This window comes from Galbibacter sp. (genome assembly GCF_048266365.1).
In the GTDB taxonomy this organism is placed as follows: domain Bacteria; phylum Bacteroidota; class Bacteroidia; order Flavobacteriales; family Flavobacteriaceae; genus Galbibacter.
In genome coordinates, this window is the sequence record NZ_JBLWZP010000014.1 from 57,978 (window position 1) to 72,502 (window position 14,525).

The 14,525-nt window shown below is 39.5% G+C and carries 11 protein-coding genes; 3 read left to right on the forward strand and 8 right to left on the reverse strand.

The window, feature by feature from the left end:
* The first annotated feature begins 92 nt into the window (after positions 1 to 92).
* On the forward strand, positions 93 to 386 hold the full coding sequence (locus tag ACN0TV_RS15380; protein WP_417363973.1) for a hypothetical protein: 294 nt from the start codon (positions 93 to 95) through the stop codon (positions 384 to 386).
* Between the two features lie 68 nt (positions 387 to 454).
* On the opposite strand, the gene ACN0TV_RS15385 is transcribed toward ACN0TV_RS15380, so the two are convergent.
* From ACN0TV_RS15385 to ACN0TV_RS15400, 4 genes are read right to left on the reverse strand one after another with little or no spacing between them, the layout of a single operon-like run.
* Entirely contained in the window at positions 455 to 1,126 is a 672-nt protein-coding gene (locus tag ACN0TV_RS15385) for a hypothetical protein (RefSeq protein ID WP_417363974.1), read from the reverse strand.
* The gene (locus ACN0TV_RS15390; protein ID WP_417363976.1) at positions 1,123 to 1,953 is read right to left on the reverse strand and encodes an ABC transporter permease; all 831 of its coding nucleotides are present in this window, start codon (positions 1,951 to 1,953) and stop codon (positions 1,123 to 1,125) included. The genes ACN0TV_RS15385 and ACN0TV_RS15390 overlap by 4 nt, the downstream gene beginning before the upstream one ends.
* Positions 1,954 to 2,808, reverse strand: coding sequence for an ABC transporter ATP-binding protein (locus ACN0TV_RS15395; RefSeq protein WP_417363978.1), 855 nt, complete (start codon positions 2,806 to 2,808; stop codon positions 1,954 to 1,956).
* Positions 2,805 to 3,269, reverse strand: a complete 465-nt coding sequence (locus ACN0TV_RS15400) for a hypothetical protein (protein WP_417363979.1) — start codon at positions 3,267 to 3,269, stop codon at positions 2,805 to 2,807. The genes ACN0TV_RS15395 and ACN0TV_RS15400 overlap by 4 nt, the downstream gene beginning before the upstream one ends.
* A 292-nt stretch (positions 3,270 to 3,561) precedes the next feature.
* Between ACN0TV_RS15400 and ACN0TV_RS15405 the strand changes: the two genes are divergently transcribed.
* Together ACN0TV_RS15405 and ACN0TV_RS15410 are read left to right on the forward strand one after the other, a co-directional pair.
* Complete coding sequence (locus tag ACN0TV_RS15405) at positions 3,562 to 5,067, forward strand: M20/M25/M40 family metallo-hydrolase (protein ID WP_417363981.1); 1,506 nt, start codon at positions 3,562 to 3,564, stop codon at positions 5,065 to 5,067.
* Entirely contained in the window at positions 5,064 to 5,999 is a 936-nt protein-coding gene (locus ACN0TV_RS15410; protein ID WP_417363983.1) for an alpha/beta hydrolase, read from the forward strand. The genes ACN0TV_RS15405 and ACN0TV_RS15410 overlap by 4 nt, the downstream gene beginning before the upstream one ends.
* 79 nt (positions 6,000 to 6,078) lie before the next feature.
* Here the strand turns inward: ACN0TV_RS15410 and ACN0TV_RS15415 are convergent, their stop codons facing one another.
* From ACN0TV_RS15415 to ACN0TV_RS15430, 4 genes are all read right to left on the reverse strand, one after another.
* A complete protein-coding gene (locus ACN0TV_RS15415) occupies positions 6,079 to 7,542 on the reverse strand; it encodes a magnesium chelatase (protein WP_417363984.1) in 1,464 nt (487 codons plus the stop codon).
* Between the two features lie 62 nt (positions 7,543 to 7,604).
* On the reverse strand, positions 7,605 to 8,738 hold the full coding sequence (locus ACN0TV_RS15420) for a vWA domain-containing protein (RefSeq protein WP_417363986.1): 1,134 nt from the start codon (positions 8,736 to 8,738) through the stop codon (positions 7,605 to 7,607).
* A gap of 239 nt (positions 8,739 to 8,977) precedes the next feature.
* Positions 8,978 to 10,861, reverse strand: a complete 1,884-nt coding sequence (locus ACN0TV_RS15425) for a RagB/SusD family nutrient uptake outer membrane protein (protein ID WP_417363988.1) — start codon at positions 10,859 to 10,861, stop codon at positions 8,978 to 8,980.
* An 11-nt stretch (positions 10,862 to 10,872) separates the two neighbouring features.
* Complete coding sequence (locus tag ACN0TV_RS15430; RefSeq protein ID WP_417363990.1) at positions 10,873 to 14,061, reverse strand: SusC/RagA family TonB-linked outer membrane protein; 3,189 nt, start codon at positions 14,059 to 14,061, stop codon at positions 10,873 to 10,875.
* Between the last annotated feature and the right edge of the window lie 464 nt (positions 14,062 to 14,525).

Consider the following 14,525-nt stretch of genomic DNA (forward strand, 5'->3'; position numbering starts at 1 on the left):
TACTTACCACTTAAGGCTGCTGTTGGCACAATAATCGCATTTAACTAAGCAGAACAAATTGAAACATAAGTTTAATTATAAAATTTAAAATCATGAAAAAAGTAGTTTTAGTAGCAGCTCTAGCATTAGGTGGATTGACAGCATTTGCAGCTGCTCCAGCAACAGTAAACAACGATCTTGTAATCACTATGCAAGATGAGTATCAAGAAATCGCTGTGGAAGAAGTTCCGGCAGCTGTTCAAGAAGCTTTGAAAGCTGACTATCCAGAAGCAGCTATCTCAAAAGCATACAAAAACGAAGAAGGTACCTATAAATTAGAAGTTCAAATTGGTGAACAAGCAGGTACTCTTTTCGCTAACGAAAACGGTGAGTGGATCACTGAATAAACATTAGCGTTTTAGGTTGTATACAAAGAGGGTTCTTTTTTAAAGAACCCTCTTTATTTTTTTAGAAGTTATTGGTTGTACTTTATTTGATAATCCGAAAGTTTTAAATAAATACGTCCTTCATTAATCCCTTCCCTTCGCGCGGATTTTTTGTCTATTTCCATATCAGTCTTATTGGATAAATATTGAATCGGCAAATTCACATCCTGTATTTCAAAAGTAACAGTTACTGAATCCGGAAGCGATCTATCAGATGATCCGTAATTCATATCAATACTATAGCTACCATGCTTTTTTGTACTAATATCAGATTGTACTATTCGATCGCGCTTATAATCCAACAGCAGTGTAGCAATAGCAAAGTCTGCCTTGCGATCTTGTGGTATAAGGCTTAATTGCCTGAAACTCTCACCGTTTTTATCTTGATACCCCCTATCCACAACCAGATATGGATATTTAAATAATTCTTGCATGGTAAAGTCCAGCCCTTTTTTTGGAAGCATTACAAATTCTGATGACTCAAACTCCAGTGGTTTACCCTTTTGAAAAAGCAGCTTGGCCTGTTTGGTGGGCATTTCTATAAATTTGATATCTAATTCTAAGGTGAGTTCTGCCTTAAAGCTTTGAATACTGTCTAAACGCTTTTGAACACGGGCAAGGTCTAGCTCCGCCGTTTGCGCCAAAACAACATTTGAAAAAACGAGAAACACAAGGCTTAAATATATTTTTTTATAAATCATCCGATATCTCTTTTAACAAACAATAACATCCCTATACACATAAATAGTACAGTATAGGCTATAAGCACCAATCCATTTTGAACAATCAACCCTGAGGGAACCTCAGTATAAAAGAACAACTGCCATGAATTGTTTAATTTAGGGAAGAACCAATAATTATAAAAATTATTGTCCAGTTCAAACTTCATCAAAACATTGTTCAGGATTAAGAATAATGCAGCTACGATCCAGGTCTTGGTTGCTTCTTTTAAAATTACGGCCAGGGTGAGGCTCACAACAGTAAAAAATATCATAGAAATACCTCCGAAAACAAAAGCGTAAATCAATTTTTGTTGTGCCATGGAAGACTCTATAAAATTTAAGGTTCCCAAATACACCACCAAATCACCCTTGCCAAAAATAAAATAGGCGATCGCAAAGCTACTCAAGGCTGTGAAGGTTACAGTAATTATGGTAAAGAGAATAACAACGCAGTACTTGCTTAAAATAAATTTCCACTTCGACACCGGTTGTAGCATCACCGATTGCAAAGTACCATCCTTAAATTCAGTAGTCAACGTACCTGCCATGAGTATCATCAAAATTAGTGGTAGGTGAAACCAAAGCATATTCAATAAGAGGTAAATGATTAAATTCCCATTGAGCAAAGTCCCTTCAAAATAAAATGAATCTTTTAGGTTACTCAAAAGCAGATCCAGAATATCATTTCCCTGATAATAGGCTGCTAGGACTACCAATAGTTCAATAAAGAAAATAGCAAAGAGACCATAATAGGTTTTGCTTTGCTTGAGCAGTTTGTAAATCTCTACCACTAACAGATCTCTCATCTACACTTTAATATCAAATAGTTTTTCAAAATCAACTTCGGGTACACAGGAAGTTATAGTTATATTTTCCTCTTGAAGCTCCTGTAAAACTTCTATAATTTTAGGAGTATCAAGCTGTAAAATTGCCTTGCTTGGAAAAAGTTTGGCGCCGTATTTTTTCAAGCATTGAGACTCCCCGATATTTGGAGCATATAATGTATACAGTTGACTGTGATCCCTAATGAGCTGCTGGGTTTCACCTGATTTAATAATTTCCCCATCGTTAATGACATAGATGCGATCACTAATAGCACTGAGTTGATCCACCAAATGAGATGCGATAAGAACTCCTATTTTATCCTTGGCTACCAAATCCAATATCAGTGAACTAATAGCCTTAATTCCGATGGGATCCAGCCCTGAGAAAGGTTCATCCAACACCAGGTAACTTGGATGATTTAAAAGGGCGATAGCAATACCAAGACGCTGTTTCATTCCCATGGAATAATGCTGTACCTGATCGCATCTGTCGATAGGCAAACCTACCCTTTGAAGACTGAGCTCAATTTCTTGCTCAGAGAGTTTCAGACCTTGCATACGCGAAAATACCTTCAAGTTTTCATGGGCATTCAAATAACCGTATAGCCCCGGCTTCTCAATAATTCCGCCCAATGTCTTGTGTTTGGAATGCTCAAACTCCAGCTGACCGGAGTCGGCTTGGACTAATCCGAAAAGTATTTTGAACAGAGTGGTCTTCCCTGCTCCGTTGCGACCAAGCAAACCAATAATTTCACCCTTTGAACAGTGCATACTAACCCCCTTAAGGGCACTTATCTTTCCATAACTTTTACTGATGTTCTTAATAGATAAATTCATATTGATGATTCGTATTGCAACCTATGGTAATCAAACTTGGAAGTGTATGCTTTTTCAAGAAAAGTTTTGGACCAAAAACTATTTTTAAAAAGGAAAAACGGATCTCTTAGCATAAAATATGGGATATAATGAAACCATTTCACTCCCCTTTTATAATAGTAATTTTGTAGTTCATCCTCGATGCCTAGTTCTTCAGCAGCTACATTCGCTGCACTTCTCTGGCATTTTGATCCAATGCAGTTCTCGGCTATTCGCGGTTGAAAACCGTAGATGAAAAACTGATCTTTCACCCGTTTGTAATTCTGATATCTTGACCACCCATCGGCCAGTACTAGAAAGATGTGAACAAAAGAGAACAGGAAAAATGAAAGCCAAAAGATAATGGCAAACACTCCTCTTTGTTCTATAGACTTTAAAAGCTGATATCCATAAATCAATGATTCCGCAAAAAATAAAATCAAAGACCAGTATAAAAGTTTACCTACTCTTAGGTAAGAAATGACCGCTGAGGGTTGAACCGGTATGTGTCGCTGCTGTCTAATGTTAAGGATGTATTAATTCTTAATCCAATACCATTCAAAGATATCAATAATACTCAGTTGTACTAAAAATTATCTTATGTTTGTCATGTTCACACATAACTTCCAAAGCGCTTTACCAAATACTTTTACCTTGATCAGAATTAATAATATCTTGAATTCATTATTATATATCTAGTAATATTCAATATATTGGTCACAACATAGACTTTTTATGCAATTATCTTTTAAATATTTCATTTGCTCTTTGTGCATCGTACTACTGCATCAAGTTGGACTCTCACAGTCTTTGATGCCGGGGCCTGAGATTTCACTAAGTGAGATCAATGGTACAACTATTGAAAATTATCTGAGTAAATATGTACGGTTCAATTCTATAAGCGGCAATGAAAAAGAAGCTGGAGAATGGCTAAAAAGTGTGTGTATCAAAAATGGCCTGCAAATTAAGCAGATGGGTGACACGGACGGGAATTATAATTTTACCGCATCGCTTTATCCCTTGACATCGAACTTACCCAATATTGTTTTCTTAAACCATATCGATGTAGTCCCTGCCGGGGATTTAAGCAAGTGGAAAGAAGATCCTTTTTCAGGCAAACTAACCCATGACGAGATTTGGGGTCGGGGCACCTTTGACAATAAAGGAAATGCCATGATGCAACTCTTTAGTGTTATAGAAATCGCACGAAAATACAAAGACACCCAACTCCCGTTTAACGTCACATTTTTGGCAGTTTCCTGCGAAGAAACCCAATGCAAGGGCGGATCCGAATATGTGATCAAAAATTATTTGGATTTATTAAACCCGGTGGTAGTATTAGGTGAAGGTCCACCATCCCTTGAAGGTGTATTACAAACCAGGCCGGACCAAGTTTTATTTCCGATTTCTGTGGCTCATAAAAGACCGCTTTGGATAGAATTAAAATTAAAGATAAACTCTTCAGCACACGGATCTGTAACCCCCTTAAAATATGCGAATAAAGAAATGGTCAAAGCGCTTAACAACCTTTTAGACCATAAGGAAAAGGCGATTTACAACGATCTCAATGTAAGAATGCTCAAAGGACTTGGAGCGTTAGAGAAAGGCTTGACCGGGTTTGCGATGCGTCACCCGAGGCTTTTCAGAATGTTTATAACTCCTCAGTTACGAAAACAACCTGAGCTATTTGCGCTGTTTTCAAATACCATCACCCTAACAGGTATTGATAGTGAGAACGATGTGATTAATGTAATCCCATCCGAGGTGACCGCACTATTGGACTGTAGATTACTTCCACAAACGGATGCTGATCAATTTTTAGAGGATCTAAAAAGACGCCTCAAAAACCCTAATATCGAGGTATCAACCATATACAAAACTCCAAAAATGAAATCCTCTGATCCAGACAATGAGTATTACCGTCATCTAGAGGCAGCCATAAGAAAGAATTATCCAGATGCCGAGGTCTTGAGCATCTCATTACCAAATACCAGTGATGCAGGACTCTTCAGAGCCAAAGGTATTAACACCTATACTACTGTTCCCATTACCATCTCTCGAGAATACCTCAAACACATTCACAGTGAAAATGAGCGTATTCCAAGAGGAGTCCTCAATGATGGGAAGGCCACCTATGTAGACTTCATAGAAGAATGTATTAAAGCCTCAACAGTTATTCCATATAATAATGAGGGAAAGAGCATTAGCACGACATCATTTTTAAACACAACTATGGAATGAACCTAAAAACCTCTATTATCCGTTTAACACTTTGTTGCCTATATATTGCCTTAAGTGCAAATCTTAGCGCGCAAAATAGTATTCCCTTATACCCTGAAGCCGTACCGCACGCACTAGCTGATGCACCACAAGAAAAACATACTGAAAATGATATTCTTTGGATTACCGAGATTAGAACACCTACTATTGAGGTCTATCTCCCTCCCAAGAGACATCAGAACAAAAAAGCTGTGATCATCCTTCCTGGTGGTGGATATCACGGATTGGCTTATGATTTAGAGGGCATAGAGATTGCCAAATGGTACAACACCATCGGATACACCGCCTTTGTTCTAAAATATAGAACCCCGGAAAGACATACCAGAGATTTTAAAAACAAGATTCCGCTAAGTGATGCTGTTCGCGCTATTAAATACATCCGAAAAAATGCAGATCGTTGGAGCATTGATCCCCATAATATAGGTATCATGGGATTCTCAGCGGGAGGTCATTTAGCCTCTACCCTTGGAACGCATTACGACATGGAAGTTTTCCCAAAGAGCGATCCCTATCATGAGGTTAGTGCACGCCCGGACTTTATGGTTTTGATTTATCCGGTTATCAGCATGGAGGACGCCTATACTCATAAAGGGTCTAAGCTATATCTGCTTGGAGAAAAACCAAGTAAAGAAGCAGTTCATTTATTCTCCAACAACAAGCAGGTGAATTCAGAAACACCACCGACATTTTTAATTCATTGTGAAGATGACAATGTAGTTCCAGTGGCTAATAGTATTATGATGTTTCAAGCGCTTAAAGAAAACGATATTGATACTGAACTTCATGTGTTTCCTAAAGGCGGCCACGGTTTCGGTCTCGGTATAACAAATTCACATATAAGTATTTGGCCAACTCTGTTGGAAAGATGGCTGCACCAATTGGACGAAAAATAGCAAGACTATAGTATTTGGCACTACAGCCTTGCTATGTTTTATATGATTGTATCAATTTTAAGCTTGGAATGCTGCTCAGCTAAAGATCGGAAATAAAACTTCCATAAGGATCTTTAAATTGATAGCCTTCTGAAACTCTGCGCTTACTCAATTTTTTAAACACCACCATTCCCCAAAGTGCAAACTCTTTCAAAAAGTTAATATCCTTCAACTCGTAATCCGGTTGGTACTTTTGAATTAGTTCAGCCAAAGGTTCCATTTCATTTAGTTGCTTTTGGTAATCGGCATCTGATGTTTCATCAAATAATTGCAGACCGCTTCCTGCAAAAAACCATTGAACCACCTCATCATAGGCATTGGTCTGATCTGGTCTTTCCAGTTTTTTTATCTCCGGAAAATAGAGCGGGAATAAGCTTTGAATCGCCTGATCAATAAGCTCCTCAGCAACAAAAACAGCTCCCTCCTGCTCTCCTTCATATACCAATTCCACTTTTCCGGTAATGGCAGGTATCACTCCCATGAAATCAGAAAGCCGTACACTGGTATGGGTCGCTCCATTTTTCAACATGCGTCGTTCCGCTGTACTGATAAGGTTTTCGAGGGCACTGATACTCAAACGCGCACTCACACCACTCTTTGGATCTATATAGGGGCTTTCTCTAGCCTGAAAACCGATTTGTTCCAAAACATCATAGACCAATTGCGGTACGTAAACTGCCGATTTTTGAACATCCTCCAATTGAGCCTCTTGTTGGGTAATTTGCTTGGCAACTTCAAGGTTTTGCGGGTAATGCGTCAAGATTTGCGAACCTATCCGATCTTTTAAAGGCGTTACAATACTTCCTCTATTGGTATAATCCTCTGGGTTTGCAGTAAATACAAACTGCAGGTCCAAAGGTAAACGCAATTTAAAACCTCTAATCTGTATATCACCTTCCTGTAGTATGTTGAATAATGACACCTGTATTCTAGCTTGCAGGTCAGGCAATTCATTGATAACAAATATGCTTCGATTTGCCCTAGGAATCATTCCGTAGTGGATCACCCGATCATCGGCATAGGAAAGTTTTAAATTCATTGCTTTAATAGGATCTACATCCCCTATTAAATCTGCAACCGTTACATCCGGAGTCGCTAGCTTTTCAAAGAAGCGTTCTTCTCTTGGGATCCAGACAATAGGTGTTTGATCTCCTTTTTCTTTGATAAGCTCCACAGCATATCGCGATAGCGGAACAAATGGATCATCGTTGATCTCAGATCCTGCTACCGCAGGAATCCATGGATCGAGCAACTTTACCATCCCCCGGGCAAGTCTGGTTTTTGCCTGGCCACGAAGTCCTAGTAAGTTTATATTGTGTTTGGAAAGTATGGCTCTTTCCAGTTCCGGGATCACAGAATTTTCATAGCCGTGAATTCCCTCAAAACTATTGATACCATTTTTTAAATTCTTAATTAAATTTGCCCTGAGCTCTTCTTTGATGGATTTACTTTGATAGCCGGCGGCCTTTAATTCTCCAAGGGTAGTAATTTTGTCTATTTGCATTATATCTGTATTCGTTATCGGATAATTTTAGCGCATAAGTCCCTTAAAGGACCCGCAATTAATTATCGAATTCTCTTTTTTCTATTGTTTTCGTAGTCCTCAAAAATCATTTCACCCAGTCCTGACAAACCAGTAAAAAAGGCCTTGCCTTTATTGGCTTCTGTAAAATGTCTAATAAACTGCATCAAATAGGGATCCTGTGCGATCATAAAGGTCGTTATAGGAATCTGTAGTTTTCTAGCCTGCCGGGCCATGGTATAACACCGATCTACAATATATTGATCTAGGCCCACACTATTCATATAATAGTCACCATTTGCTTTTCGAACACAACTGGGTTTCCCGTCCGTAATCATGAAAATTTGACGATTGGTATTTCGTTTACGTCTTAACATGTCCATGGCGAGTTGCAGCCCTGCCACCGTATTGGTGTGGTAGGGACCAACTTTCAAATAAGGCAAGTCTTTGATCTGTATCGGCCATGCATCGTTTCCAAACACTAGAATCTCTAAAGAATCCTTAGGATAACGGGTAGTTATCAGTTCAGACAAAGCCATAGCAACCTTTTTAGCCGGAGTGATTCTATCCTCTCCATAGAGTATCATACTATGACTAATGTCAATCATTAGGACGGTACTCATCTGTGCTTTGTGATGCGTCTCTTCTACCACCAGATCATCCTCATCCATAGTAAAGGAATCAAAACCGTGATGACGCTGCGCATTACGAATACTCTCGGAAACATTGACCTGTTCAAGGGCATCCCCAAACCTGTACTCCCTAAAATTTCCGGTGCGCTCATCCCCCTGTCCAATATGCTTGCTGCGATGGTTTCCGGATCCGCTCTTTTTAAGCTTCCCGAAGATTTGTTCAAGAGCGTGTTTTCGAAGAATTTGTTCTGTCTTTGCTGTAATTGAAAACCCAGCTTGATCACCTTGACCATCTCCATTAGGATCAATTTCTTGTCGGATATAGCCTTTTTGTTTGAGGTCCTCGATAAAGTCGTCGATGGTATAATCTTCATCCGTTAATTGATACTCCTTATCCAACTCTCTAAGCCAGTCAATGGCCTCTTCAAAATCCCCAGAAGTATGCGTGATCAGTTCCTTGAAAATTTCAAACAGCTTTTCAAAGGGAGACTGATCTGGTTCCTCATATGAGGTGAATACGAATCCTTTTCTTTTTTTGTCTTTCATAGCTGCTTTAAAATTAATCATTTATAATTAAGATTAAAAGAAAGTCGTAGCTATTAACATAGTATTAAAAACGGTATCAACATCATGACGTTTTTGAAATTCCTAATAGAACTAAAACACCACAACTCTTAACAACTGAGTAGCTATAAAAACAAAGCCCGGCACTTTGAATAAAAGTTTACCGGGCCTGGCTCAGGTGCTGTGAAGCACTTTAATTATATTAAGCTGTTTAAAGATGTCTATTCTGAATATCCTGGATTTTGAACCAACAAATCATTACGATTCATCTCATCTCGGTGAATACTTATAAAATACATTTTATCCAACCATTGTCTATTCTCAATACCCGGGTCAAGATCATGAACCGTGTATGAATAATTATAACTTGCCGGATCATATTTGTATTTAGTAACCGACGCGCCTGCTTTTAGTTCTCCAAAAATATCCATCACTTGAACTTGCTGGCCTAGAGTAGTTGGGGCGATCATCCAACGTCTGGCATCGTGAAAACGATGTTCTTCATACGCTAGTTCAATACGTCGTTCGTTTCTATAACGTTCCATCAAGGCATCTCCGGACTCCGTAAGAGCCGGAAGTCCTGCACGGAATCGAATTTTGTTGATCCAAATTCTGGCTTCCTCATCCTCACCTAGTTCAATACAGGCTTCCGCGTAATTAAGTACAGCTTCTGTATATTTAAACATCGGCCAAGGAATCTGTTGACGGTCTGTTTGGTTTACAATAGCAGGATCCGGATCGATAAACTTACGCATAGTGTAGGCAGTATAACTACCATTCCAGTTCTCAATGGAGCTAGTACGCGTATCAACTCCATCATGAACCACTACATTTCCATCACCATCGATTATTTCATAATGACCGCTCTGGATTTGATTTGCCGGATCAGTGGCCGTAACATCTGCAGTCCTTGGTTTCCAGTCAGCACCATCATGTAGTATGGACGCATAAAAGCGTGGATCACGATTATCGTAAGGTGCTGCAGCATGAACAGGATTATTCCAATCAAAAGCAGTACCATCGATCATTTCATAATCATCTACCAAATTTTGAGTTGGTGTATTTCCTGACCAGTTATGATAACCGTTCGGGCCATTATTACGTCCAACCCAGGCACCTCCCTCATCCTTTTCATCCACAAAATATCGACCTAAAATAAGTTCAATCTCAGCAGAAGCATCTGCAACTGCACTTCCACCACCCATTGATAAAGCGAGATAATTGGCCTCACCTTCCTCTGGAGTTACCGGCTCTGAAAGATTCAACTTATATCCTAAATTTTTATCCACCACAGCTTTTGCGGCTGCTTTGGCTTTTTGCCAACGCGCAGTTTGATCACCGGAGACATATCCTAAATATTCAGGATTAGAATAGCCTGCGATTGTAGCTGAATTCGCCGAAGCTGTTGGAATATCATGAAGATCACTTGCTGCATATACAAGAGTACGAGCTTTAAGAGCTAAAGCGGCAACATCGGTTGCGCGCCCAGTAGCGGTAGGCTGTCCTGTCAATAGCTCTACTGCTTTATCACAGTCTGCTATGATGAAATTCACACATTCTTCATATGTATTTCTTGGAAGAAGATAATCTTCCTCCCCAAGCTCATACATCCGATCAACAATAGGAACTGCACCATAGTAACGCAGTAATTGATGATAATAGAAAGCTCTTAAAAAATGAGCCTCTCCCAATAATCGATCTGAGACTTGTTTATTATCAAATAATGGCTCCTCTAGATACGACATGGCGACATTTGTAGCACGAATTCGTTTGTACATGTCAGCCCAATTGTAATTGTAATTAATCCAACCTTGATCAACGGGGTTCGATCTAGATTCTGTTATCGTATTGATCCCCCTACCGGAGTGGGTAAACAGCGACTCATCAGTTAGTGAAGCCTGCATCTGTTCATCTAATCCGCCTTGTCCAAATCCATTATAGATGTCTAGGACAAAAGCTTCGGATAATGCTGGATCTGACCATGTATCAGAATTAGGAACCTCATCTAATGGTTTTCGATTCACGAAGTCATCATTGCATGAGGTCATTCCGACAAAAAGCAGAAGCACGCATATCCTTAAAGTATATTGTTTTATATTGTTCATAACAAAAGTTTTTAGAAGGTTACGGACATACCAAAATTAATTATACGCGCCTGAGGATAATAATGTCCAACAGAGTTCACAGACTCCGGATCCATTATTTTCATTTTACTCCATGTAGCCACGTTAAGCCCATTGAGGTAGAACCTTAGGTTAGAAATTCCTATTTTCTCTCCGACCTCTGAAGGAAGTGTATATCCGACCTCTACATTCTTTAGACGGATATAATCGGTATCTCTCAGCCAGTATGTATTACCGTCAGAATAATATTGATCACTACGATCAGTTATTCTAGGATGTACACTACTAGGATTGTCCACAGTCCAACGATTATTGTAAAAATCCATCAAGTAGTTCCCGATAGCTCCTGATTCATAAGTTAGAATCGGTACTTCCGCACCTGCGGAACCTTGGAGTAAAACGGTCAAGTCAAAATCTTTATAACGAACTTGCAGGTTTGCACCTCCTTGAAAAGTTGGCTGATTATTTATATCTCTTCGAACTCTATCATCAGGTGTAATCGCACCATCTCCGTCGAAGTCTTTGTATTTCATATCACCAGGTCTAATGGTGTTTGTAATCTCACTATAATCAAGTGTATTTGCTGCAATGGCGTCTTGATCTTTAAAAACACCGTCATAAATATAGTACAGACCTGCGTCAATTGGACTACCGGTGGATCGTTGCCACTCTGGAGCTCCGGGAGCTTCGTCCCAGAATTTGATTTCGTTTTTGGCATAACCTCCATTTACAGCGAACTGAAAGTAAAGATCATCACTTAATTTACCATTATAGCCCACGTTAAACTCCCAACCTTTATTTTCGACCTCTCCAATGTTTTCTGCAGGAAGAGTCATCCCTGTAGTTTGTGGTATAGAGGCATTTCGTCTCCAAAGAATACTACTTCTTTTATTTAAGAATGCATCGAATTCAAAAAATACGCGGCCATCTAGCATTTCACCATCAAGACCTATATTGTAATTGTCTGCTTCCTCCCAAGTAATAAATGGGTTTGGCACACGAGATTCATAAAGTGATTTCGAAACTTTTCCATCGGTAATATAGCTGCTAAACCCATAGGTAGAATAGTATTGATACTCTTGCAAGTTACCATCGTAAAAGATGTTATCATTACCCATTTTACCCCATGAACCTCTCAATTTCAACTGATTGACAAATGGAACACTTTCTTTCCAGAAATTTTCTTCAGAGATACGCCATCCTGCCATAATCCCTGGGAAAAATCCATAGCGGCTATTTTCGGGAAACATATAAGAGCCGTCATAGCGCCATAAAAATTCAAATAGATATTTTTCATTAAAATTATAGGCTACCCTACCAAAATAGTTCAGACGAGCACGCTCCCATGCGCCACCACCATTATTTTTCTCTGCATCACCACCGGCAAACATCTGATCAATCACTTCAGAGATAAAATAACGTCTATAGGCGCTAAAGTTTTCATTTTGAATAGTCTCTTTGTTAGTACCTACCAGTACGTTGACAGAGTGGTCGCCAAAAGTACGATCGTAGGTCAATGTTGCACCTAGAAGTATATTAAGCTGATCTTGGTTTGCTTGGTTTAAATTAGGTTCTGATGGGCCTCGTTTTCCCTTAACTAATTTAGGGGTTACACCATCTGCCTCGTACTCACCTTGCCAGGTGTATAGATACCAAGGAATTTCCCAACGTTTGTTCTGCTGGATATACTTATCAATGGCCGCTGTACCTGTTAATTTTAAACCTTCAATACCAGGTATCTTAATCTCTACCTTTCCGTTGGTTTGGAAATAGTATCTACGGTCTCTGTCGTATCCTGTCTGACTAGTAGTAATTACTACCGGGTTTTCTCCGTATTCAATATCCGGTCCCGGCATTCCATTTGGCCAATATGCAGGCTCTGTCGGAATACCTCGCATTAGCATTCTAAAGATGGCACCGGCTCCTTTAGTAGGGAAGTTACGATCCTCCTGTCTAGCCAAAACACCAACCTGTGTACTAATGTGCTCACTTACCTTTGCATCCAAATTGATACGAAGATCATACTGCTGATAATTCGTAGCAGATTTCTTGTAATAAGCATCTTGATTTTGATACCCAATAGAGGTAAGGAATCGGAAGTTCTCATTTCCTCCGTCAAGTTGAAGGTTATGTCTTTCTTGAAGAGACCACCCCTTCATAGTGGCATCAAACCAATCCGTATCCGGATGTCCCCAGGGGTCCGATCCATCTGCGAACAATCTTCTATCTTCAGGAGAAAAAGGAGCTGTCAGCACACTACCGTCAGGTCGTGTATAAGAGCCTGTTTCGCGAAAAGCCGAAGTTGCATCACCCCATGAACTTACAGGTAATTTATAGATCTCTAAATCATTACGCATTTCTGAATATTCAACCGCTCCGGCTAAATCTGGAACTGTGGTCGGTTGAGAAAACCCAATATTACTCGTATAGGTAACACTAGTTTTTCCTTTACTACCACGCTTGGTAGTCACCAAAATAACTCCATTTGCTGCTCTGGCACCGTAAATAGCCGCGGAAGCATCCTTAAGAACAGAAATACTTGCGATGTCTGCAGGATTGAGTCGTGCAAATCCACCTGTACGTGCAGGGACTCCATCGATAACCACCAGTGGGCTACTATCACCAAAGGAGTTCGTACCACGAATACGAATGGTGGATCCATCATACCCCGGCTCACCACTACTCTGAGTAGCAATAACCCCGGGCATACGACCCGCAATAGCATTAGAAACGTTAACAGTAGGCGTTTTAACCAGTTCACTGGTATTAATACTAACTACCGAACCTGTGATCGCCTCTCTTTTTTGTTCACCATAACCTACTACTACGACCTCGCTCAATTGTTCGAGATCCTCGTTCATGGAAATGTTAATTTGAGATTTTCCACCCACGGCAACTGCCTGGGTTACAAATCCGATGTAGGAAAACTCTAAAGTTGCATCTGCAGGGACATTATCCAATTGATAATTTCCGTCAAAATCAGTCACCACACCGTTGCTAGTACCCTTTACAATGATACTGACTCCAGGTAATGGTGCCCCATCCATGGCAGAGGTAACCGTTCCACTAACTCCTTGTTGAGCTTGTGCTTTGGCTACGCCGATGAGACAGAAAAAAGTCAAAAAGAACAATGGTAACAAATGCCGATAGAGATTCCGCTTGGAATAGCATTCTTTTTTCATGATTTGTTGTTTAAGATTAGTTAAAAATAGCTAAAAAGATAGACTATAGTCGCTAAGGAGTGACGGACTATAATCCATCTTGAATTAATAAATGTATAAATTATATTTATTAATCTCAAAAAGAATTTAAGAAAATATAAATGATATGATAATTATTTAGTATTTTAACTTACGAATGCCTTTGTTTACTACTTATTTAATTAAATACATAAATTAACGAAATTTATGATTTTATCTTAGGGACCATATCAAATGTAAGATAATTCCTGGTAAAATTATAACTCATCAGCAACGCTCGTGGACCCAATCCATGGTGTATATCCGTACTATATTCTGTAGTTTATAGTGAACTACCCACCCACGCCAAAGGCGATGGGTTGGGCTTCAGGCTTCAACGAACCAGCTACCGAAATAGTCTTAAGGTTCTCCACCTTTGTAATGGCAAGTTCCTCACCATATATTTT